The sequence below is a fragment of the Mycolicibacterium aubagnense genome (genome assembly GCF_010730955.1).
In the GTDB taxonomy this organism is placed as follows: domain Bacteria; phylum Actinomycetota; class Actinomycetes; order Mycobacteriales; family Mycobacteriaceae; genus Mycobacterium; species Mycobacterium aubagnense.
In genome coordinates this window covers 4823929-4844960 of sequence record NZ_AP022577.1, presented here as the reverse complement: position 1 = coordinate 4844960, position 21032 = coordinate 4823929, and the positions used below count along the sequence as shown (strand labels likewise).

The following is a 21032-nucleotide window of genomic DNA, read 5'->3' as shown; positions in this document are numbered from 1 at the left end:
ACTGCTAGCCGGCCTCGTCGTATCCCCAAAACTCTCGCGCCTCGCCCAGAAGTTCGTGCCTGTAGCTAGACCGCAACTCGTCGATCACGGCGAGGGTTCGCGAAGTCAGTTCATCCCCAATCCCACTCTGCGCGTGTGCATATGAAATGAATGCACGAAGCAGGTCGGGCACATTCAGCGCGACCTCCAACGGAATGTCATCGCCGTCGTCGTAAGAGTAAGCCGGGTTGCGCATTACGTCTCGGACGCGTTTTTCACTCCACCGCAGCGGGTCCTCTGTGCCAGTCTCGAAAAGTTCGAGCAGCTGATCCCGATACATGGGTCCTGCGAACGGACCAGACAATCTGCTGGCAAAGAAAGCATCACAAAGCTGTTCGGCAACTTGCCAATCCATAGCAGGGGGCCGATGTTCACCGCCTTCGGGCAGCCGGGTTACCAGCCACTGAACCAACGGTTCGTATAGCGGCCAATCATAGGCCTCGTATGCGAACGTCGGTCTGACGAACGCATCTTCAATCCATCTTCGGGCGTCAGCCGACGACATCTCGACGACCTCGAGCTCGTCATCGGATTCGGCCATCAACGCGACAGCCTCATCGATCGGACCTGGAGCCGCGGCCGCTCCGACAATTCCCCCGAATCTGTTGTGGTCAATCAGCACCACGATGGTCAGCTCATGCCCACCATCGATTCGCGCACTAAGAAAGAGTTCGTCGGTATCTCCGAACACGTCGGTTCTGCGGACCGCACGGTACACGTCAATCTGGGATAGCTCGGCAATCCATCGCGGCAGACGATCGCGGCGTTCTGACAGCTCCTCCCTGCATCGCAGCTGCAGTTCGGGCTCGTCAACGAGCAGTTCCGCGATCACCGCGAGCACCGCCGTCGTCTCCCGATTCCGCACACCAGTCAAGGCACTCAGAATCCGATCCAGAGGCACGGGGTCGCGGCGAACGGACTTCAGAAACGCCAGCTTGTCGGGCTTCGACAGGTGAATCAAATCGCTGGCCAACCGGAGTAGGCCGAGCGGATGGCCACACGACATGGCGCGGCGGAATAGGTCCGTAGGGGCCTCGCCGGCCGCGCCGCCGGCGTTGCGCTTCTTCGCTCGCCGCACATCGCGTCGAGCCTGTTTGAGGCTTCGTAAACGTCGTTTGTCGGTCATGTGACGGACGCTACGCCCGGGCTATGACAACAACGCCGCAGCAGTTTTCACCCCGTTCGCCTGACACCCGGACGTACATCACGTGACATCACGGCAAACAAGCCCGCGTGCGTCAGCCACCGCCTGCGTCGCGGCGGATAGTGACAAGTGTGGACGCTGTAATTCACCCGAACACCGCGTCAAGGGTTTCACCCCCACACCCGGTGTCATCGAATGCCGCTGAACAACACGGTGCGGTCATCGCAGACCGGCACCCGCGAGAAACCTCATCCACCAACACAATCGATGCGCGCGACGGGCTGATCCTCGACGGTCAGGCCGTGCCGGGCGCATGGGTCACCGTGTCGTTCAACGGCGACCCGGACGACATCGACGTCTTCCAGCTCGTCCTGCCCGCCGACGCCAAGCCGCTCGGTGACACCTGCTCCGTGGAGTGCCCGCTAGGAAAGGCGCTCGTCGCCGCTCACGTCGGCGAAACCCGGAGATACATGACAGAATCCGGGCGGAGCATGGCGATCACGGTCCTGGCCGTCGACAGCGTGAATCCGCAGGAGACCGCCGGGCGCTGACCGCTCCCCGACCAATGATGTTCGGGGAGCCCAGGGCACTACTCCGTGGCCCGACCACCCACCACGGCGTGGAAACGCCCCTGCGGGTACGGCAGTGCGATGTCGTGTTCGTCGTAGGCGCGCAGAATCTCGCGGCGAAGCCGGCGCTGCACCGCACCTTGGGTGTTCGGCTTGGTTTTGACCGTCATCCGCAGGATGAGCAGATCAGGCGAGAGTTCCTGGATGCCAAGCATTTCCGGATCGCCCAGCACGTTGTCGGAGATCGCCGGATCAGTGATGGCCGACTCGGCCGCCTCGATGGCCACCTGCTCGGCCCGGTCGAGGTCCGCAGTCAGCGCGACCGGAACCTCAACGTGCGCAACAGCGTAATCCTGGCTCATGTTGCCGACGCGCTTGATCTCGCCGTTGCGGACGTACCAGAGAGTGCCGTCGCCGTCGCGCACGGTGGTGATGCGCAGGCCGACGCTCTGCACCTCGCCGGTCACGTCGCCGAGGTCGACGCTGTCACCGACGCCGTACTGATCCTCGAGCAGCATGAAGATGCCGCTGACGAAGTCGCGCACCAAGTTTTGCGCACCGAAGCCGATCGCGAGGCCGACCACACCGGCCGACGCGATGAACGGGGCGATGTTCACGCCCAGGACGCTCAGGATCGCGAGGACGAGCCACACCAGCAGCAGGATCGACACCGTCGACTTCAGCACCGAGCCGATGGTGTGGGCACGCTGGCGGCGCCGCTCGGCGGCCTTGCGGGCGTTGGACGACGCCGTCCGGTCGCGCAGGTAGCGCAGCAACGGCGGACGGTTGGCTTGCGACTCGTCGTCAACGGCCATGGTCTTGCCGGCCCGCCCGGTCGTGACGCGGTCGATTACGCGGTGCAGCGCCAACCGTGCGATCAGGGCGATGACGCCGTAGGACACGATCCGGATCGGGACCTCGATCAGCCAGTGTCGGTTCGTATCCGTCCATTCGAACGCCAGTTGGTAGACATGCACGGTTTCGACCCTACGAGAGGCCGTGGAATCCCCTGGCCACGGCGATTCCTCGTTGCAGCCGGGACCAGCATCTTTGTCGCGTCGCGAGATCCAGTCGGTGGGCCGCGCTGGTCGTAGCCTGGCTCACACCGCCAGCGCACTTCGGTCGCCGTTCCTGTCAGAAATCCGACAGTCGCCTGTCCGATACCTGTGAACGACAACGAAATTCGCGTCAGCGGCCCCCTAGGGTCCTCGGTAAGCTCCAACCGTCAGCCAATCGCGTTGGGGGTATCGCATGGCCGAGTTACAGGTCGAACCGTCCGAGTTGGTGGCGGTGTCACACGAACTGGCGACTGTCGCCGACGGACTCCGGACCGGGATCACGTCGCTGGACAACGACGTGTCCGGTCTCATGGGCACCGGATGGACGGGCTCCGCCGCCTCGGCATACGCGGACGTCTGGAAGGAATGGCACGAAGGCGCGTCCCAGGTGGTCGCTGGCCTCAGCCGCATGTCGGCACTGCTCAACGATGCGGCGGCGCGGTACGCGAGCACCGATGCCGACGGAGGCGCCCACATCGCGGGGTCGGGCCTCTGATGAGCGAGTTCAGCGTCAACCCCGCGGCACTGGCGGCGGTCATCGACCGGATGACGGCGTTCGACAGCGACCTGGAAGCGCATCTGACGCAGGCGGCCGGTTCCGTCGCCCGACTGGGGTCCAGCTGGTACGGCGACGCCGGCGAGGCTGAACGGTCGGCTCAGGCGCAGTGGGACGAGGGCGCCCGCGAGATGCGGGAGGCGCTGGCCCGGCTTCGCCAGATCGCTGAGGGCGCCCACGAGAACTACTCGACCGCTGCGAGCAAGAACCACCAGATGTGGTCTTGATCTGTGACCGGCCCGATCACGGTCGACCCGACGGCGCTCAATTCGGCCGGTGCATCGGTCGGCGCTGAATCCAACGCCGTCACCAGCGCCGTTTCGACGCTGACGGCCGCCCTGTCCAGGCACGAGTCCGGCTTCGGCCATGATGCTGCGGCGTTTGTCTTTTCCCGCAGCTACACCAATGCGGCGAACGCACTGCTGCACGCGGCAGCGTCGGCCGTCAACGCGTCACGGCGTGCGGGGCAAGGCATCCAGATGTCGGCCTACAACTACGGAATCGCGAACGCGCACTCCACGGTTGGGGGCGGCGAGTCGCCCGTGGCGAAACCGGGCGATCCCGGTACCTTCTCAGCACCGGGCGTGCCGTCGGTGTTCGGCGGTGCCATCGCCGCCCCGATCGGCTGGAGCATTGTCGAGGCCTTTGTCGGCGGGGTGTGGCCGGACGGCGATCCCGCGCAGATGCGAGCGACTGCCACCGCATGGCGGACCTTCGGCTCGGCGATCAGTGGCGGTTCGGGCGCGTTGACCACTGCGGGAACGACTCTGGGCGGATTCCAGATTCCAGAAGCGCCACAGATGCAAAAGGCCGCCAATGACATCGGTGGCGGCTTGACCGGCATCGACAAACAGGCGCAGGCGCTGGCCGGTCAGATCGATTCGTTCGCGACCACTGTCGAAAACGCGCAGAACGCGATCCGAGATCTGCTCCATCAGCTGAGCCTTAGCGGCATTCTCAGCACTATCGGCGGCATGTTCGAGGGTCACAATCCCCTCGACAAGATCAAGCAGATCGCCCACGACATCGACACCGTCCTGAACAACATGAAGCGTGAAGCCAACGCCATGGATCAGGTTGTCAGCCAAGGCATCAACGACCTCGACGGGTTGACCAACAAGCTGGAAGCGTGGGCGAACAAGGAGTTCGTCGCGGTGTTCGGACCAGAGGTCGGCGGCGCGCTATCCATGAACTTCACTGCGCTGGTTGATCCACTTGAAGGCGGCTTCAAATTCGTCGCGCAGACTGCCGAAGGGCTCGAACAGCTTGATCCGACCCGCTTCCTCTACGACCCGGAGGGCGCAGGCAAAGCCTGGCTGAACACCGGCAAGACTCTGGGCGAAGCGGTGCTGGTCGGCGACCCCTTCACTGCTCCGCTGGCGCTAGCGACTCCTGGCATCCGCAATGACTTGACGAATCTCGGCAAGTCGATGTTCGACGTCGAGGATTTCAAGAACGGTCACCCATTACGCGGACTCGCTTACAACGCAGCACAAGCCGGGTCACTCATCATCCCCGGCGTAGGCGAGGCGGCACCGGCAGCCGACGCTGCCGGTGGGGCGGCGCGCGTCGGCGTGGCCGGCGCTGAGACGGAGACGCGGGTGGGTGGCACCGTCGCACGCGATACGGGTGCAGTCGCGTCTCGCGGCGGTGCGGCTGCTGCGGGAGCCGACGAGGTAGCCAGCCGGGCCGGGAACATCACCAGCAACCTGGACAAGGTGGGCGTCCCCGAGGCGGCGCCTGGGCCGACCGCCGCGGGGAAGGCGCCGGTGGAGCCTCCGGCTGCAGTACCCAAGCCGGAACCTGCGCCCGCACCGAAGCCGGAGCCTGCACCCTCCTCAGCGCCGACACACGAGGTGCCTGCACCGCACACTTCGCCCACGGGGCCCGGCGAGCCGCACACACCGGCGCCCGTTGAACACAGCCCCGTGGACCACGGCAGCCCAAGCGAACACCACCCCGCTCCCCCTTCAGAATCCCCACATGCCAGCGACGGCCCAATCGAGAATCACCCATCGCCGCCTGAGCCCAATGACAACCCCCCGCCGTCAACTCCGCCCCCTCCAGTTGCGGGCCACGACTACGGCTTCCCACCCGACAGCGCCTTTGAGCACGTGAGGAACCCCGCAGACGACATCGCCCGGCTTCACGAAGGTGGTGTGCCGCCCAGCGTCACCGACGGATACGACCCGCTGGCGGGCCGGACTGAGGCAGAGTTCAAGAGCGAGTTCACTACAGTCGACGACAAGGGCCGTCTGCAATGGGACTGGGATCGGCAAGCTCCGAACAACGGGTTCGATGGGCCGCCAGCACTCTCGGACCACATTCCCGCCGGGCATCAACTCGATAGGCTGGGCTCGAACGGAGGCGGGTTTATGGGAGATGAAGGGGCGCCTCTCTCCACACGGTCCATGCCGCCTGGAGTCGCCAACGACTATCACACGTTTGTCGGAACCGGGCGGCCAATACCCGACGGCCTCAATTGGAAGGTTGAATACGGACCCGCCAAAGCGGCATTTGGCCAACCCGGCGGAGCTCAGCAATGGGCCGTCATCGATTTGGACACCGGCAGACCTGTTTCGATCGAGGAGCTGACACTATGGCGCCTGATTCGCGAAACAACTGCGAAATGAACCCACGGAGGTGGACATGACAGGAACTGAGTCGAGCGCCGATCCGCGACTGGCAGAACTGGTCAATCGATACGACAAGTGGCGGCGCATCTACACATATGCTGGCCAGCCTGCGCGCGATGCACCTGTATGGGAAGCGGATCGTCTGCACCTTCGACGGGGATATCCATATCCAGACTGGACGTCGTACATCGTTGAGCCGACCGACGGTGGATACAACGTCCTGACCGCAACCACCGAACGCCGCAATGAGCCGCTTGAGAGCCTATCTGGATTCTTCACCGATGCCGACGACGCCGGGAAGTATGTCATTTGGAACGTCGGCGAAAGCCTCCGAATGTCCTGCCGACTGGACCCGATCATGTGGGCCTGGGAGGACGCCGGACTGGACCCGCGCGTCCAACAGACATCCCTCGAGAAGTACGTTTCCAAGTACGAGCTGAAGTCCGAACCCAGCAGGTATTTCATCTTGCGTGCCGGTGGCATCCAACCCGCAAACCATCTGTTGCCTTTGACATACGACGAGCTAGATGCGCAGTTGCTCGCCGGAATGCCAGAATCCGTCCTATCCCACCTATAGGCGACACGGACAATCGGAGTCGATGTCTATTTCTCGACAACTGGAAGAATGGGCGAACCTTGCCAAATTTTCGTTGACGAGGAACACAGAAGGTAGCGACGCTGATATCTTCTGGAATCTAGGCGGCGAGCTCCGTTATTTTGTCCGTGGCAGGGCAGACGGATGGACGCAGGTTACCTGTTCGGACAGGCTTGGACCCGAAGTGTTTGAATTCTCAGGCGCGTCTCCTTCAGTCGTAGAGCGCTTCCTACTCGGTTGGTTTGGGGACACCTATAGAAGCGTCAGGGCGTTGCCAATCTTGGCAAGGCCAATAGCAGGCAGAGACTTGGCCAATGGCCATCGCATCTCATTGCAAGAGTTCGACGGGGTCGATCGGTACACGTCAGTCGATGCGACCGACCGGACTATTGCGGTGAGCAGTGGAGGTCGTCTCATGGCGCCTGATCGACTCACCCGTTTGTCCGTGCTTCTCCATGCCCCTGTCGATAAGATTGAAGAGTCGTTTCGACGGGAAGACGGCAGCCCGTTGTTCGGAGTTCGTGGTTGATGAATCCGCCCAGAGCCATCGTGAGTGAGCGATTTGTATTGCAGAAATTGCTCGCCGCGCCAATATCTCACGCCATCGTAGAATCTGGACTCGATCAGATTGGCGGCTATGTCACCGAAGCTTCGGCAGTAGTCGGGCTGGGGACGCCTGTAGATCTATTGGCGGCGTATGGCGTCGACGCCGCCCCGGATTTCGCTGACGTCGTCCGGTTTGAGCAACCGCGACTGGCAACATTCTCCAAGCCGAGTGACTCGGACCGGCCCTGGCTCGACTTCCCCTACGGTTTTCTTTACGGAGACTCATTGGCCCCGGTATGGCGCATGAGCCGCACGAGATTCTCCTATGGCGCCGAGTACTGGCGAATCCGTTCCGACGGTGAGCAGAAGTGCTTGTCGCGCTACGAGGGGGCCGGCCGTGGCTGGGTACGCGCCAAACGCTGGCGGCCGCCGAGCCCGATAGTGGGCACGTTGGCGCGATGGCAGGGTCGTGAGTTCTTCGCTGACATCATTGCGGAATCCGTACTCCTGACGGCGCTCACCGAAACTGGCCCTGCAGGTTTCGAACGAGTCCGCCCACGTGCGTGGTCCGCGACCGTCCGCCTGCCGGAATGCGAAGTCTTCGAGCGAATTTTCACGGCGCAGGTCGACGGTGTGCCCGTGCGCGTACTGCGTCGCGTGGGTGAAACCGCCGAGGTGCTGGTACTCAGCGATGACCCCGCTGATGCCGAGCGCATCGGAGCTGGACGAGTCGAGGCTGGAGTGTTCGAGGCTGTGGTGGGCAACAACCGCCTGACCGACGTGCAGGGTGTTGAAAACCAATGGGTTCCAAGCGCCGGATAACCGGGGCCAATCCCGACGAAGGGAGAGCCGCGTGTCGGCTGATATCGCCGAAACACTCGCCAAATTGCCTGCGACGCCGGGCATCACGTATCGAGGCATGTCGGGTACGCCTGTGACATCCGCGATCACTTTGACCCACGTGTTGCCGACGTCAGCTGATCCGCGGGTTGCTACGGAGAATTTCACGGCGGAACGCGTCATCGCCATCGTGACCATCACCGGACGGTTCATCGGTCCGTTGTCGCGCTTTCCCGATCAGATGGAAGTCGCATTGCTGCCGGCCACGCTTCTTGTCCCGGTCGGCTCCGTTGCGGTCGGCGGCATCGCCAACGACGTCGTCCTGCTCGCCGAGACAGGAACCGCCCCCGGACTACCGGCAGACCTGCCAGAGCTACAACGGGTCGTCAGCACACAAGTGTCTGCCGCACTCCAACGGCCGCCGGTCACGATCCGCTCCCCCGGTCGATTCTCGACGCCGCGCGCGTAGACAAGGACCTCATAGCATGCGCCGATTGGGTTTCCTCCGCGAAAAGTGAAGCGACACAGCAGGAAATCGGCATAGCGTCGACGACGGTGAAGGCGTGCCCAACAGCCACCACCGAGTAGCTGAACCGGCCTCATCGACCGTGACGCGTTGCCAGACGCACGTGCTGCGCCCCAAAACGCCGCGCGTTGCCGGACTATTCCGCATTTGAGTGTCACAAACCCCACACCTGACCGCCGGTCACATCAATCAGCTTTGGTGGTTCTATCTCAGTAACGAGATCGTTAGCCAGATTGAAAGGAGCACGACATGACCGACGTAGCAGGCAAGGTGGTTCTGGTAACGGGTGGCCGCCGGGGCCTGGGCGCAGCCCTGGTCGACGAGGTGCTGGCCCGCGGAGCGCGCAAGGTGTACTCCACCGCGCGAACCGCCTTCACCGACGACCGCCCCGAGGTGGTCACGTACGGCCTTGAGGTGAGTTCGGCGGATTCGGTTGCCGCACTGGCGGACATCGCCAGTGACGTGGACATCGTGATCAACAACGCCGGAGTCTCACACCTGGACGATCTGCTGACCGCCAGCTGGGATGACATCACGGACACCTTCGGCACCAATGTATTTGGGCCCCTGCGGGTAACACGGGCCTTCGCACCGATCCTTGCCGCCAACGGTGGAGGCGCCCTGGTCAATGTGCACTCAGTGTTGTCCTGGCTCGGCGGCGCCGGCGCCTACGGTGCCTCGAAGGCCGCGATCTGGTCGATCACCAACTCGCTGCGCCAGGAACTGCAGCCGCAGCACACCCAGGTGGTCGGTGTGCATGTCGGGTACATCGACACCGATATGACCGAGGGCATCAACGCACCCAAGCTCGCTCCGGCGGAGGTCGCCCGACGCATCATCGACGGACTGGAAGCCGGTGCTTCTGAGGTGTTGGTCGACGAGCTGTCGACTCATGTCAAGGCAGCCCTGTCCGGACCCGTCGAGAACCTGGCCTTCACCCGGTCGTAGCGAAAGGCATTGATATGTCTACGTTCCTCATCACTGGCGCGACCGGAACTACCGGCATGCCAACCGTCCACAATCTGCTCGACGCCGGGCACCGAGTGCGGGCCTTCGTACACCGTGCCGACAAGCGTTCCGACGCTCTCGCCGCGGCCGGCGCCGAGGTCGTGGTGGGCGACCTGTTGGAATTCCGTGCCGTCAGCTCGGCGATGGCAGGAGTCGACGCCGCCTACTTCTGCTACCCCATCGCGCCAGGTGGCCTGCTGACGGCCACCGCGATCTTCGCCCAAGCCGCCAGCGAGGCCGGCGTGAAGGCGGTGGTCAACATGTCCCAGATTTCGGCCCGCCGTGACGCGAAAAGCAATTCTGCACAACAGCATTGGCTGGCTGAACGGTTGCTGGACCGGTATGCCTTCATCACCACGCACCTGCGCCCGACCTTCTTCGCCGAATGGTTCACTTGGCAGTGGAAACGCGACGGCGGCAGCGGGGTGCTGCAGCTGCCGTTCGGCAACGGTCGCCACGCTCCCATCGCCGCACGCGACCAGGCTGACGTGATCGCGGCGATCCTGCAGAACCCAGCGCCGCATGACCGCCATATCTATCCGCTGGTCGGCGCGGTGGAACTTGACCACTACGCGATCGCATCGCAAATTGGCGAGACGTTAGGTATCCCGGTACGTTATGAGTCGATCGAAATTCCTAGCTTCGCAGCGGCTTTGACGGCCCAGGGCCGAACGGACTTCTTCGTGCAGCACATCAGCAATGTCGCACAGGACTATCGCGACGGAGTTTTCGCTGGCGAGAACAACCTGGTCGAAGTGATCACCGGGCATAAGGCGATGACGGTGCCGGAGTTCGTCGACGCCAATCGGGCCAAATTTGCACAGGATGGGCCGTTGGCGCTGCGGGCGGAGTTGGTTAGTTGAAAGTGCGGGCAACGCCAGTGCCCTATCCAAATCCCTTGGCCTGCTCCTAAACTGCACTACAGAAATCGCAGGCATCATCCAAATTGGCGGTCGCAGCACCATCCGCGGTCCGCCAGCTGACGGGCTCCATCGGCATCGGCGGTCCCCTTCTTCTGATTGGGCGCTAGATTTGCGTCTCCCATTCGTCCCAGGCCGTCGCTCATCTGACTATCCATGGCACACTGCTCGACATGGATAGTCAGATCGAACTGCAGCTCCGCAGGATGATCTACGAACGACTCGAGGAGATCGCCGCCGACCGCGGCGCAGTGACGCGCGGCGATCTCGAGGCCGTCGCGGTCGGCGGCGAGACTTATAAAGCAATCGACCGAAACGCCGGTATCTGGAATCCGGCTGCATTCACCGCGACGCTCTCGGTTCTTTCAGATCCGGATAGCGAGTACGACGACACCGACCTGGGCGATTCGCTGTTTTCCTACGCCTACGAGAAGACCAGCGAGGACGGCAAAAACAAGAAGATGCGCCAGGCACTTCAGCTGGACCTGCCGATCATTTTGCTACGCAAAATCGACGCATCTGCGTTCGTCCCAGTATTTCCGGTGTATGTCGTCGCTGACGACAGACCAAACCGCCGCTTCATACTTGCACTCGACGATAGTCTCAGGATCATTTCGGACCCTCTACATTTGAAGCCCGCCGAACGAGAGTACGCTGAGCGCACCGTAAAGACGCGGCTACACCAACCCGAATTCAGGGGCCGCATCCTGGTGGCTTACGAGCAACGGTGAGCGGTATGCATGTTGAAGCACGGGAAGCTCTTGGACGCCGCACATATCATCGGCGATAACAAGCCGCATGGCGCGCCAGTAGTTCAAAACGGTTTAAGTCTGTGCAAGATTCACCACGCGGCATACGACGCCAACCTGCTTGGCATCGATCCCGACTACGTCGTCCGCATCAACCGCGATCTGATGGAGGAAGTTGACGGCCCTATGTTGCGGCACGGCCTCCAAGACATGCACGGGCGGCCACTGACGGTGCCAGTGCGACGACGGGACCGACCCGACAAAGAACGCCTCGCAGAACGATTCAGCGAGTTCCGCGCCGCAGGATAGAAGCTCGCAAGTGTCCTGGCGTATCGCGAGTTAGCAGCGCGGTCGCGGCAACACCGCACTTCGACCCGCCGAGGAAGTGTCCACCCCGGCGCGGCGGGCACCGGCACGTCTTAAAACCAACACTCTCGGTTTCTCAAATGCCCCATCACCAGAGTTGGCACATCGCCTCTGGCGTGTACGGCCCCCACCCTCTCTGAGCCCAAAAGCGCTGCTTTTCAGGTACGTCGGAGAGATTCTCAACGTCGTGCTCGAATAATGAACCGTCAGGCGTGTAGGTGTCGCACGACACCGACGCGTGAGAGCCTAACGGGACGACGACGTAGTCAGCCGGAGCAATCAGTGTTATCGAATTACCGGCGCAGACTGTGTACGGCACGCTACCAGCCCGAAAGTCAGTACAGGGTGCGTCGCTGTTGGAGACAAAGAAGCTACCGCCGCCGACAGTATCGTGATCCGCGGCCGCCCGCCCAGGGGCCAATGCCATCACAATTGCAGCCGTTACCGCCACCGCCCCGAAAATGGCGGTTACCCGTTGCAGCGGGCGGCGACAAATGGGGCTCTTCTTCGTTTTTCGTGTGGGACCAGTGCGATTCGTCCAGTAGCAACTGACGATGTTGATGGGAATGGGTTCAGCGAGGACTTCGGGCGGTGCCACCGCCACAGCAGCGCCTGTCTCGAACGCCTCGGCGAGCAATGGTCCACGAACCATTGTCATACCCGCCGCGCAGGCTCTGGCCCGGGCATCGCGGTCCGATTGAACGCCGATGCGACCGCTCCGCCGCAGGGGCACATTTGCGCGACGCCACCGTGACCGGCACAGTTCTCGTCTGCGCCCGGGGTAAGGCTGTGGCTCCACAGCCCGTCGACGCATAGTGCAGTTGCGTTGCGCGAATTAGTGTCTGGACGTTCAACGCATTGCGCATGGACCCTGGACCAGTAGTAGCCCGATCCGCACTTCTCGGCACCCGCCACTGGCGGAGCGATGAGTCCGCCGCCGACGGCGATGACTATGCCGATGATGATGCGAAGCATGAAAAACCCCCGGGTAATTAGCAGACCCGACATTATCGGCGTCACGGCCAGACCGAGGCCGAATTGCTAGATCCGTTCGTGAATGCCATTTCCGCTAGCGGAGCTAAGCCCACCCCGACCGGGAGATCGCCACCCAACAAAGCTGGGCTAGTTAGTCGATGTAAACGATCAGGATCGTGCCTTGAGCATTCACGCCGGAGCAACGCTTCGCTCTCGGCCACACGTTGGTCGTGGCCGGCGTGCAGGTCATCAGGTATGACTGGTGGGTTACCGGGCTGTAGGCGATAACGCTCTGGCCTGATTGGGAATACCACGATGAGCGAACGCTGTCGGCGAAAGCGCAACTTGTCTCATCAGAGGCAACGCCAGTCAAGCCTGATGGGCAGATTTTGAAATCCTCGACGGGTCCCGCTCCCGGAGGCGGTGGAACGGCCGGCCGAGGCGGCGGTGCGGCCGCGGTGGGGGCCGGCGCCTGTACCGGCATGTCCTGGAGCGCAAACAAGAATGCGCCAGGGGCCGCCTCCCACACGACCTTGTCGCCATCCGCTGTGACGTCAATCGGCACATCGCGAGTCTTCCCACCCGTCGTCACCGTGGCGATGCCCTTGTATTCGTTGCCCGCTTTGTTGACCAGGTCGACGTGAATCACCTTGACGTGCAGAGGTGAAAGGTCGGGATCAGTGTCCAGCTTGGACTGCATCGACGACTGCACTCTTGCGGCGACCTGGTCGGCCTGAGATACCTTCGGCTCGGGCGTCGTAGCCGGCGTGATCGTTGGCGCAGCCTTCGTACCTTCCCCAGTCGGGCTCGTCAACACGAATACCGCAGAGCCGACTGCGATTACGACGGCCAAACTCACTCCCGCCCACACGGGCCACAGGCGTCGCGCCTTCACTTGTGTCGGCGGCGGCTCTGGGAATTCCTGGGGCGCTGTCGGCGCTCCTGGTTGAATGGCGCCTTCCCATTGGGCGCCATCCCAGTAACGGGCGCCCTGACCGCCCAATGGGTCTGGGTACCAACCGGGCTCAGTCACCATTGCCGTCGACAATCCGCCGGTATTCCGCGGTCGTATGCGACGCGTTGCAATCGCTGCAGGCCTTCTGTCCAGCGATCGCCGGGTCCGCCCCTTGCACACCAGTGTCGGGCAGCAACTCAATTCCCGACGAGGGAACCGACATGCACCGCACCGCGCTTCCGTCAGCGGCGACCACGGTGCTGTTCATGTCAGCGTGAGCGCACGCGCCCGTTCGGGGACCCGATGGGGTGGCCTGCTGCGGCGGCGAGAACGGTGTAGGAGGAGCTGTCGGCGACCACGGACCGTACCCGTCGGGCAGCTTTGGCCCCTGGTAAATCCGAATGAAATAGTCGCCACTTGGACCGCTAAGGCCCTTTTCCAAACCCGGACCGGTCTCGTAGTAAAGCGCACCAACGCTCGTTGTACCGACTGATAGTCCCAGTCCCAGAGCGCGAGCCGCAACTGCAGCCACCGACTTCCCCCGCCTCATGTCCGGATCGTAACCCTTTCCTGGGAGCCTCCTGATGGGATCCGCTACAACGCTTCACTGCCGTCGCGGCGCACACAAGCGCCGCCTCCGACACACCGAACCGCACGGCCACGGACGCTGTAGTACGGGCGTCGATGGTGCGGTTCCCAACAGCACGATTTTGAGAACAGATTTGGGAACGAAACTCGGCGAAACCGACCCTTCAATGGGCCCAACCCAACCTCATCGGCGGTTACACCTTCGGCAACCCCTGGCGACCAACCGGCCAAACCTTCCCCGGCGGCACCGACCCCGGCGGCAGAGGCATCTCCAGCCCGAGTGCATAACTCCCCCACACCACCCACCCGTCCCGCACACTTTGAGTCGTGACAACCCAAGACCGTCTCGCAAAATGGGACCACCGGGCCGAGTGGGCGCTGGCTGCCGTGGCGCTGGTTTTCCTGGCCGCGTACAGCATCGAAGTGCTCGTGCAACCCCGTGGGTTCGCCCAGCACCTCCTCGACATCGTCACGTTCCTGACCTGGGCCGTGTTCGTCGTCGACTACTTCGCCCGGCTGTATCTGGCGACGGATCGGCGAAAGTGGTTCCTGCATCACCTGATTGACCTCGCCGTGGTGCTGCTGCCGCTGCTAAGACCACTGCGGCTCCTCCGACTGGTGGTGCTGGTCAGCGCACTGCAGGAGGCCATCGGCAACGCGATCCGCGGCCGGGTGGTGATCTACACCGTCTCCGGCGCTGTCCTCCTGATCTACGTCGGTGCGTTGGCCGAGCTCGAATCGGAGCGCGCCGCGGCCGGCTCCCACATCACCAACTTCGGCGACGCGGTCTGGTGGGCGATCACCACCATCACCACCGTCGGCTACGGCGACATCTACCCGGTGACGACCACGGGACGCGTCATCGCTGTCCTGATGATGATCGGCGGGATCAGTCTGGTTGGTTCCATCACCGCGACCATCGCGTCCTGGATCATCCATACCGTCTCGGTCGAGGACAAGGCGCACAACGCTGTCACCGCGGCGCAGATCGACGGGCTCCACAACGAAATAGCCCAACTACGAGAGTTGTTGCAGCAGCGCACCGATTGACCGCCCGGCGACGGTCTAGGTCGCTACGCCACCTCGTCCGCCCACACCCGGAAACTCGTCAACGTGTTGGCGCCGAACGCGTTGCTCAGGGCCACATCGGCGGCGTCACGGCCGCGCGCGATCAACACCCGGCCGATGCGCGGCGTGTTGTTGCGCGCGTCGAAGGTATGCCAGTGCCCGTCGAGAAACACCTCGAACCAGGCGGCGAAATCCATTGGCCCATAAGGCGGTGGCACACCGATATCGGGGAGGTACCCGGTGCAGTAGCGCGTCGGTATGTTCATGCAACGGCAGAAGGCCACCGCCAAGTGCGTGAAATCGCGGCAGACGCCGACCCGACCCTCGAACGCCTCCAACGCCGTCCGCGCACTGTCCGCCTGCAGATAATCGAACGTGATGTGTCGGTGCACGTAGTCACAGATGGCCTGGACGCGGTCCCAGCCCGGCGGCGTCTGCTCGAACAGATCCCACGCCGTCTGCGAGAGCCGATCGGTATCGCAATACCGACTACCCAGCAGGAAGATGAGCGTCTCGTCGGGCAGGTCCTCGACCGGTGTCTGGCGCGCCCCCGGGACCAGGACGTCGGGGAGCCCGCTGTCTGTGACGATCGCGTCTCCCGAGATCCGGGTGTACCCCTTCGGCGCGACGATGCGGGTGCACCAGTTGCCGAAGTCGTCACGGTAGGCCGTCATCGGCACAGGTGGGTCGGCCAGTAGCACGTCGCGACCAATGAGGTCGGAGACCCGGGTGTAGTGGACGTTGAGATTGAAGATCATCGGGGTGGGTTTGGGGCAGTCGAAGACCATCTCGAAGCCGACATTGAGTTTCATGGTGTCTCCGTTTTCGCTGTAGCGCTTGGGTTTACGCGGTCGGGTCGGGCTGGGGCGCACAGGCCGCGTCCAGGGAGTCGATCAGCACGCCGCGTAGCGCTGCCCACGGCTGTCCGGCAGCGGCGACGATGCGCTGATTGATCTCCAGTTCGATGCCGACGTACTCACCGGGCCCGAAGCGCTTGCGCAGGTGTGACGTCAGGCCGTCCGCCTTGCCCGCGTACGGATAGTTGCGCCGCACCCGCAGTTCCGGATGAAGCGCCGTGAGCGACGCCTGCCAGCGCGTGCTCAGCTGCACCTCTGCGCGCCGGCGGGGGTCGTAGAGCAACCCGACGTCAGCTTGGCGCACCACCCCGTCCAGTTCTGGAGTGAAGCTGTGTGAGGCGATGTGAATCACCCGGCGTCCGGACGAGACTGACTGTCTGACAAGGTCTTCCACTGCATCACGATGTGGCATGTAGTGCTGCGCAACAATCTGCGCTCTGACTTCCCTCGGCGCCCCACGCGTCATCGGCGAGAACAGCTGCGGGTGGCCGATCGACCGGTTGAGGTCGACGAGGAGGCGGCTGGTGGTCGATGCGATGAGCGGTGCCCGGGTCGCCGCGGCGAGCGCCTCGGCCATCGCCAACGCACCGGGGTCCCATCCCCGGTGGGAGTTCAGCAGCGCCCGATGTTCGGCGAAGAGCGGACCAAACGGCGCGGGTATGACGTTGCCGCCGTGTTCGCACGTGATGAGCTGGACGTCCGGCACGACGCCGTCACCAACGGAGGTCGGGTAGCTTGCTGAATACCGCCCGAGTGCCTTCGCTCCACGCCTCCCGGACGGCCGTGAAGTAGGGGTCACCGTCGTCGAATCGCCGCCGCCACGGCATCTGGAGGCTGTCCCGTTCGTAGCTGATCAGATCGATGGGCATGCCGACCGACAGATTGCTCCGCATGGTCGAATCGAAAGACACCAGAACGCATTTCGTGGCGTCGGCGAGCGAAGTCCGGGGCGTGAGTACCCGGTCGAGGATCGGCTTGCCGTACTTCGTCTCACCGGTCTGCAGGAACATCGTGTCGGTTCCGGCTTCGATGAAGTTTCCCTCCGCGTAGATGCGGAAGAGTCTCATCGGCTCCCCGGCGAGCTGCCCACCGACGATGAATGAGGCGTTGAAGCCGGCCGGGTTGCTGTCCAGGTAGCCCGCGTCGCGTTGGTCGACCTCGCGCATCGCATCCGACACCAACCGGGCGACGTCGAACATCGTCGTCGCTCCGAGCAGATTGGTTGTCGCAGGGCCGTCGGCACACCGCTGCCGCAGCACGCTGATGATGGCCTGGGTGCCGGCCAGGTTGCCCGAACTCAACAACGCGATCACGCGATCGCCCGGAGTCTCGAACACCGTCACCTTGCAGAACTTGGCGAAGTTGTCGACGCCTGCGTTGGTGCGCGAATCAGCCGCGAAGATGATCCCGTCGTCGAGCAGCACGCCGATGCAATACGTCACGGTAAGTGCCTGCCGCACATCTGAATTCCCCGATCCTAGAACGGGTGAATCTGACTCGTGGCAGACGCGGGGCGTATCGGTTCACGTCGGGCGTTGGGCCCGGCTGAACGCCGCCGATGCCTCAACCCTACGCCGCGTGGCGCCAGGGCGCGCGTCGGCTCAGCTCGCCGCCCGCGCGCAGTCGACCGCGCTCCAATACGGGCCTATCGTGGAATTGGACGTCCCAGTCAAAGAGGGCAAGACGATGGTGATCGACGAATCGGCTCTGCTGACGATCCCGGGAACCACACCCGAGGACCGTGAATCGTCCGCACGACAAAAGCCGTTCGCCGACAAGACATTCCAGACCGCTGGCTGCCATCGGTCCCCCGCGCAACGCCAAGCCGCGTCCTACCCCACTAACAGGAGGCTCCATCATGGCTGATGCAGAATCGCTCCAGACCGACATCTCCGGCGTCACCGCCAACGGCATGCCCGAACCCTGGCGCGCGGTCCCGGCCCGCCACCCCCGCAACATCGGCGACATCGTCGACGACCCCAACCGCGGCCCCTGGAACTCCACCCACAACGGCCAGACCTACCCCGGCACCTTCGACGCCTTCGAACAACAAGTCACCACCGCCGAACAAATCGCCTGGATCCACACCTTCAGCGACGGCATCACCCGCGACAGCGGCGACGTCCTCATCGAACTCATGGAATTCGCCATCCAATGGCGCAAAGCAAACGGACTACCCACCACCGCGAAATGAACTGAAAGATGACCACTTTCAGCGACATCGCCGCCAACATCGCCGGCGTCCACCACGTCCGCCACGCCGTCCTCACCTTCGCCGGCACCTGGGCCGCCCCCGGCACCGGCTACCCCTCCGACGTCGTGAACGCCGCCGACCCCGACCTCCTCTACGAAGTCCCCATCCAAGCACCCTGGACCTTCGGCCCCATCCCACCCGGAGCACCCCTGTCCCCCAGCTACGCCGAATCGGTACAGACCGCCGTCACCAACGCGACCGGCTGGATCACCAACCACCCCAAGCAAACCTTCGCCCTCGGCGGCTACAGCCAAGGCGCCGAAGCCGCCTCCCGCATCCTGGCCGAAATCATGACCGGCACCCTGCAATGGGCCCAACCCAACCTCATCGGCGGCTACACCTTCGGCAACCCCTGGCGACCGACCGGCCACACTTTCCCCGGCGGCACCGACCCCGGCGGCAGAGGCATCGCCTCCACCAACCTCACCGCCATACAAATCCCCAAGGACGCCAACGGCATCGACACCTGGTGGGACTTCGCCAACCCCGGAGACCTCTACACCACCACCCCCAACGACCAAGCCGGCGCCGACATCACCGCCGTCTACAAAGCCGCCGTCCAACTCGGCATCAGCATCAACGCCGCCATCGCCCTGATCGCCGGCCTCACCGGCCAAGGCAGCCTCGCCCAACAAGTCCTGGCACTGGTCACCGACCCCATCGTGGGCGGCCCCGCCCTCGTCGAAGCCATCGACCGCGCCGTCGCCTTCTACGCCACCAACCCACCAACCCTGCCCCACATCACCTACGAGGTCGTCGACGCTCTCCCCCACCAGAGCTCGGTGCAGGTCGCGACCAACCACCTCAACCAGATCGCCGCGGCCACCTCGGCGCGGATGGCGGCGTAGCACGATGTGGGCCAACCCGTCGACCGGGCAATGTCTGTGCCTACTCGTACGGTGTCCACCATGAGCGAAGACACGACTCCCCAGATCGGCGAGTTGGCGACCGAAGCACTCGATCTGTTCACCGCCTCGGTACGCGAGGTTCCGGCAGCGCGCTGGGACGATCCGTCGATTCTGCAGGAATGGAATCTGCGCGAATTGGTGGCGCACGGAACCGGCAGCGCCACCAGAGTCATCGTGCTGGTCGAGGACGGCGAACTCTGGGACAGGCCGTCCCAACCCTCCGACTGGATGTATGACGACCCCGCCGAACAGTTGCGCGCGTTGGGCGTTCGCCTTCGACACGCCTTACCCACAGCGGACCTCGATGCCCCACGCAAGTCCCCGCAAGGCGAGGTTCCGCTGCGCCGGGCGTTGATGTTTCCGGTTGCTGATCTGGCGCTGCACAGCTGGGACCTACGCCATTCGCTGGGCGAGACGATCGAGTTGCCCGAGAACTTGCTCACCCTGAGCGAAGGGCTGGTCAAGTCGGTGCCGGAACAGATGCTGCGGCGACCTGGCGCCTTCGGGCCGGAGCAACTCGCTCCGGCGGGCTCCTCGCGTACCACCCAGCTGATGGCATTCCTCGGCCGAGCAATCAGCGACTGAATGCGTAAGGCCGCCCCGTCGACGACGGGGGCGGCCTCAGCGGTGACGGAAAGTCTCAACGGCGGTTGTTCTGGTGGTGATGATGCACCGGAGAGCCCGGCTGCGGGTTGTTCTGCTGGTGCGGGAAGGCCTGGTGGGTGCCGACCGGGCTGCTGGCTGTCGTGACGTCCGCGTGCGCGGTGGCGGCGCCCAGGAAGATGACGGCCGGGGCAGCGACGAGGGCGAATCCGGCGGCGTTGCGGTGGGTGAGGTTCATGTCGACTCCTTTGCGCGGGAAGGCTTTTCAAGTTCTTTCCGGTGTGTTCCGGTGTTGAACCAAGAATGCCGCCGCCAGCCGTCGACTGGTATCCGCCAACCGGCCCCTCCGCCGGATGAATCCCGTGTCCCCCGATTGGGGGAACAGCGTCCTAGCGCCGCCTGAATAGCCCTCAGGCCGGAATCCGACTCAGCCAATCGTCGTCGTCGACGATCTGCCCATTGATCACGACCTGCGGCACGCCGGGGTTCGGAAACTCGTGCAGGAGCGTGAGGTTGTTGGCGGCGATGGCGCGGGAGTCGTAGCCGACCGGCAAGCCGACCCGGATCAGGTCCTGGGCCGACTGCGGGGCGCCAACACTAGCGGCCAAACCAGCCAGCTCATCGTTGCTCAGGTCCGCGGGCCCGCCCTCTTTCGGCTGATGTTCTTTCGAGAAAATCTGCTGGACGAATCGCCACGCCACGTCGCTGGTTTTCGATTCGCCGGCCACCACGAAGGCTGCATAGATGGCCCTCCGGTCGTATGTGCCACTGGCCGAATACTTTTCGAGAAAGTTCACCAGACGCAGGTTCACCCGAATGGCGCCGCTCTCGATGCGGCGGCCCAGCTCGTCGCCCTCTTTCCGGATCAGCTTGCCGCTGTACGGGCACAGCGGGTCCAGGTACAGATCGACCTGCCCGAGGGCGTTGGGGTCACCGATGGAGATGACGTCGCCCGCCGGTGCCGCGACCGCCGCGCGCGCCGGCCCGGCGATCGGGCCGCACAGCAGCGATACAACCACCGCTGCGACAGCGCCGAGCGCGCGAACCAACCGGGTCAGTCGAGTCCAATCCATATCTCCATCATGCCGCGCCACCTGACGTGTTCTGGCCGTTTCCCGTCTACATGCATCCGGTGTACGACCGCAGCCCTATCGACCGGTGGACCACCGGCCGGATCGCGCTGCCCGGGGATGCCGCACATCCGATGACGCCATTCGGCGGGCAGGGCGCCAACCAGGCCATCCAGGAGCCGCCGGGTTTGCCACACAGGTT

Annotated in this window: 24 protein-coding genes and 2 pseudogenes; 17 read left to right on the top strand and 9 right to left on the bottom strand. The window is 63.7% G+C overall.

The window, feature by feature from the left end:
- Positions 1 to 4 precede the first annotated feature (4 nt).
- Positions 5 to 1165: a hypothetical protein gene (locus G6N59_RS23270; protein WP_138229200.1), complete on the bottom strand. Its 1161-nt coding sequence runs from the start codon at positions 1163 to 1165 to the stop codon at positions 5 to 7.
- A gap of 149 nt (positions 1166 to 1314) precedes the next feature.
- Here G6N59_RS23270 and G6N59_RS23265 point away from each other — a divergent pair, with 149 nt between their 5' ends.
- On the top strand, positions 1315 to 1734 hold the full coding sequence (locus tag G6N59_RS23265; RefSeq protein ID WP_163911623.1) for a GreA/GreB family elongation factor: 420 nt from the start codon (positions 1315 to 1317) through the stop codon (positions 1732 to 1734).
- A 38-nt stretch (positions 1735 to 1772) separates the two neighbouring features.
- Here G6N59_RS23265 and G6N59_RS23260 read toward each other — a convergent pair whose 3' ends face one another.
- On the bottom strand, positions 1773 to 2729 hold the full coding sequence (locus G6N59_RS23260; protein WP_138229198.1) for a mechanosensitive ion channel family protein: 957 nt from the start codon (positions 2727 to 2729) through the stop codon (positions 1773 to 1775).
- Positions 2730 to 3003: 274 nt separating this feature from the next.
- On the opposite strand from G6N59_RS23260, the gene G6N59_RS23255 reads away from it, so the two are divergent.
- The 11 genes from G6N59_RS23255 (at position 3004) to G6N59_RS31225 (ending at position 11495) form a co-directional block, all read left to right on the top strand.
- Entirely contained in the window at positions 3004 to 3306 is a 303-nt protein-coding gene (locus tag G6N59_RS23255) for a WXG100 family type VII secretion target (RefSeq protein WP_138229197.1), read from the top strand.
- Positions 3306 to 3593 carry a WXG100 family type VII secretion target gene (locus G6N59_RS23250; RefSeq protein ID WP_163911619.1) on the top strand — a complete coding sequence of 96 codons (288 nt, stop codon included), beginning with the start codon at positions 3306 to 3308 and terminating at the stop codon, positions 3591 to 3593. Before G6N59_RS23255 ends, G6N59_RS23250 begins: the two co-directional genes overlap by 1 nt.
- 3 nt (positions 3594 to 3596) lie before the next feature.
- Positions 3597 to 5999 (top strand): TNT domain-containing protein, encoded by a 2403-nt coding sequence (locus tag G6N59_RS23245; protein WP_138229195.1) that lies wholly within the window; start codon positions 3597 to 3599, stop codon positions 5997 to 5999.
- A gap of 16 nt (positions 6000 to 6015) precedes the next feature.
- Entirely contained in the window at positions 6016 to 6579 is a 564-nt protein-coding gene (locus G6N59_RS23240) for a hypothetical protein (protein WP_138229194.1), read from the top strand.
- Complete coding sequence (locus G6N59_RS31935; protein WP_138229193.1) at positions 6530 to 7126, top strand: Imm61 family immunity protein; 597 nt, start codon at positions 6530 to 6532, stop codon at positions 7124 to 7126. Before G6N59_RS23240 ends, G6N59_RS31935 begins: the two co-directional genes overlap by 50 nt.
- Positions 7126 to 7965 (top strand): hypothetical protein, encoded by an 840-nt coding sequence (locus G6N59_RS23230; protein WP_235678754.1) that lies wholly within the window; start codon positions 7126 to 7128, stop codon positions 7963 to 7965. Before G6N59_RS31935 ends, G6N59_RS23230 begins: the two co-directional genes overlap by 1 nt.
- 31 nt (positions 7966 to 7996) lie before the next feature.
- Positions 7997 to 8452, top strand: coding sequence for a hypothetical protein (locus tag G6N59_RS23225; protein WP_138229191.1), 456 nt, complete (start codon positions 7997 to 7999; stop codon positions 8450 to 8452).
- 306 nt (positions 8453 to 8758) lie between these two features.
- Positions 8759 to 9457, top strand: coding sequence for an SDR family oxidoreductase (locus G6N59_RS23220; RefSeq protein ID WP_138229190.1), 699 nt, complete (start codon positions 8759 to 8761; stop codon positions 9455 to 9457).
- 14 nt (positions 9458 to 9471) lie between these two features.
- Entirely contained in the window at positions 9472 to 10380 is a 909-nt protein-coding gene (locus G6N59_RS23215; protein ID WP_138229189.1) for an NmrA family NAD(P)-binding protein, read from the top strand.
- A gap of 230 nt (positions 10381 to 10610) precedes the next feature.
- Positions 10611 to 11168: a hypothetical protein gene (locus G6N59_RS31230; protein ID WP_234884107.1), complete on the top strand. Its 558-nt coding sequence runs from the start codon at positions 10611 to 10613 to the stop codon at positions 11166 to 11168.
- A gap of 9 nt (positions 11169 to 11177) precedes the next feature.
- Positions 11178 to 11495 carry an HNH endonuclease gene (locus G6N59_RS31225; RefSeq protein WP_234884106.1) on the top strand — a complete coding sequence of 106 codons (318 nt, stop codon included), beginning with the start codon at positions 11178 to 11180 and terminating at the stop codon, positions 11493 to 11495.
- A 1183-nt stretch (positions 11496 to 12678) separates the two neighbouring features.
- Here the strand turns inward: G6N59_RS31225 and G6N59_RS31220 are convergent.
- Together G6N59_RS31220 and G6N59_RS31930 are read right to left on the bottom strand one after the other, a co-directional pair.
- Complete coding sequence (locus G6N59_RS31220) at positions 12679 to 13227, bottom strand: hypothetical protein (protein ID WP_234884105.1); 549 nt, start codon at positions 13225 to 13227, stop codon at positions 12679 to 12681.
- Between the two features lie 237 nt (positions 13228 to 13464).
- Positions 13465 to 13563 (bottom strand): annotated as a pseudogene (locus tag G6N59_RS31930) (DUF2510 domain-containing protein); the annotation flags it as partial.
- A gap of 834 nt (positions 13564 to 14397) precedes the next feature.
- Between G6N59_RS31930 and G6N59_RS23200 the strand changes: the two are divergent.
- A complete protein-coding gene (locus tag G6N59_RS23200; RefSeq protein ID WP_138229187.1) occupies positions 14398 to 15120 on the top strand; it encodes a potassium channel family protein in 723 nt (240 codons plus the stop codon).
- A gap of 23 nt (positions 15121 to 15143) precedes the next feature.
- Here G6N59_RS23200 and G6N59_RS23195 read toward each other — a convergent pair whose 3' ends face one another.
- Genes G6N59_RS23195 through G6N59_RS23185 form a run of 3 tightly spaced genes read right to left on the bottom strand, consistent with a single transcriptional unit; the run spans position 15144 to position 17437 of the window.
- A complete protein-coding gene (locus G6N59_RS23195; RefSeq protein ID WP_138229186.1) occupies positions 15144 to 15950 on the bottom strand; it encodes a transglutaminase-like domain-containing protein in 807 nt (268 codons plus the stop codon).
- Between the two features lie 31 nt (positions 15951 to 15981).
- Positions 15982 to 16701 carry an N-formylglutamate amidohydrolase gene (locus G6N59_RS23190; protein ID WP_138229185.1) on the bottom strand — a complete coding sequence of 240 codons (720 nt, stop codon included), beginning with the start codon at positions 16699 to 16701 and terminating at the stop codon, positions 15982 to 15984.
- A 7-nt stretch (positions 16702 to 16708) separates the two neighbouring features.
- Entirely contained in the window at positions 16709 to 17437 is a 729-nt protein-coding gene (locus G6N59_RS23185; protein WP_138229383.1) for a proteasome-type protease, read from the bottom strand.
- Between the two features lie 416 nt (positions 17438 to 17853).
- Here G6N59_RS23185 and G6N59_RS23180 point away from each other — a divergent pair, with 416 nt between their 5' ends.
- From G6N59_RS23180 to G6N59_RS23170, 3 genes are read left to right on the top strand one after another with little or no spacing between them, the layout of a single operon-like run.
- Complete coding sequence (locus G6N59_RS23180; RefSeq protein WP_138229184.1) at positions 17854 to 18189, top strand: hypothetical protein; 336 nt, start codon at positions 17854 to 17856, stop codon at positions 18187 to 18189.
- A gap of 8 nt (positions 18190 to 18197) precedes the next feature.
- Positions 18198 to 19097: a hypothetical protein gene (locus tag G6N59_RS23175; protein WP_138229183.1), complete on the top strand. Its 900-nt coding sequence runs from the start codon at positions 18198 to 18200 to the stop codon at positions 19095 to 19097.
- Positions 19098 to 19157: 60 nt separating this feature from the next.
- A complete protein-coding gene (locus G6N59_RS23170; RefSeq protein ID WP_138229182.1) occupies positions 19158 to 19742 on the top strand; it encodes a TIGR03086 family metal-binding protein in 585 nt (194 codons plus the stop codon).
- Positions 19743 to 19797: 55 nt separating this feature from the next.
- On the opposite strand, the gene G6N59_RS23165 is transcribed toward G6N59_RS23170, so the two are convergent.
- On the bottom strand, positions 19798 to 19998 hold the full coding sequence (locus G6N59_RS23165) for a hypothetical protein (RefSeq protein WP_138229181.1): 201 nt from the start codon (positions 19996 to 19998) through the stop codon (positions 19798 to 19800).
- Positions 19999 to 20170: 172 nt separating this feature from the next.
- The gene (locus G6N59_RS23160) at positions 20171 to 20833 is read right to left on the bottom strand and encodes a DsbA family protein (protein ID WP_138229180.1); all 663 of its coding nucleotides are present in this window, start codon (positions 20831 to 20833) and stop codon (positions 20171 to 20173) included.
- Positions 20834 to 20892: 59 nt separating this feature from the next.
- On the opposite strand from G6N59_RS23160, the pseudogene G6N59_RS23155 reads away from it, so the two are divergent.
- Positions 20893 to 21004, top strand: a pseudogene (locus G6N59_RS23155) (FAD-dependent monooxygenase); the annotation flags it as partial.
- Positions 21005 to 21032 lie beyond the last annotated feature (28 nt).

Bases quoted from the DNA above. Each gene is read 5' to 3' on its own strand.
- G6N59_RS23270 (WP_138229200.1), bottom strand. From the start codon at position 1,165: ATGACCGACAAACGACGTTTACGAAGCCTCAAACAGGCTCGACGCGAT.
- G6N59_RS23255 (WP_138229197.1), top strand. From the start codon at position 3,004: ATGGCCGAGTTACAGGTCGAACCGTCCGAGTTGGTGGCGGTGTCACAC.
- G6N59_RS23250 (WP_163911619.1), top strand. From the start codon at position 3,306: ATGAGCGAGTTCAGCGTCAACCCCGCGGCACTGGCGGCGGTCATCGAC.
- G6N59_RS23240 (WP_138229194.1), top strand. From the start codon at position 6,016: ATGACAGGAACTGAGTCGAGCGCCGATCCGCGACTGGCAGAACTGGTC.
- G6N59_RS31935 (WP_138229193.1), top strand. From the start codon at position 6,530: ATGCGCAGTTGCTCGCCGGAATGCCAGAATCCGTCCTATCCCACCTAT.
- G6N59_RS23230 (WP_235678754.1), top strand. From the start codon at position 7,126: ATGAATCCGCCCAGAGCCATCGTGAGTGAGCGATTTGTATTGCAGAAA.
- G6N59_RS23220 (WP_138229190.1), top strand. From the start codon at position 8,759: ATGACCGACGTAGCAGGCAAGGTGGTTCTGGTAACGGGTGGCCGCCGG.
- G6N59_RS23215 (WP_138229189.1), top strand. From the start codon at position 9,472: ATGTCTACGTTCCTCATCACTGGCGCGACCGGAACTACCGGCATGCCA.
- G6N59_RS31230 (WP_234884107.1), top strand. From the start codon at position 10,611: ATGGATAGTCAGATCGAACTGCAGCTCCGCAGGATGATCTACGAACGA.
- G6N59_RS31225 (WP_234884106.1), top strand. From the start codon at position 11,178: ATGTTGAAGCACGGGAAGCTCTTGGACGCCGCACATATCATCGGCGAT.
- G6N59_RS31220 (WP_234884105.1), bottom strand. From the start codon at position 13,227: ATGCAGTCCAAGCTGGACACTGATCCCGACCTTTCACCTCTGCACGTC.
- G6N59_RS23195 (WP_138229186.1), bottom strand. From the start codon at position 15,950: ATGAAACTCAATGTCGGCTTCGAGATGGTCTTCGACTGCCCCAAACCC.
- G6N59_RS23180 (WP_138229184.1), top strand. From the start codon at position 17,854: ATGGCTGATGCAGAATCGCTCCAGACCGACATCTCCGGCGTCACCGCC.
- G6N59_RS23175 (WP_138229183.1), top strand. From the start codon at position 18,198: ATGACCACTTTCAGCGACATCGCCGCCAACATCGCCGGCGTCCACCAC.
- G6N59_RS23170 (WP_138229182.1), top strand. From the start codon at position 19,158: ATGAGCGAAGACACGACTCCCCAGATCGGCGAGTTGGCGACCGAAGCA.
- G6N59_RS23165 (WP_138229181.1), bottom strand. From the start codon at position 19,998: ATGAACCTCACCCACCGCAACGCCGCCGGATTCGCCCTCGTCGCTGCC.
- G6N59_RS23160 (WP_138229180.1), bottom strand. From the start codon at position 20,833: ATGGATTGGACTCGACTGACCCGGTTGGTTCGCGCGCTCGGCGCTGTC.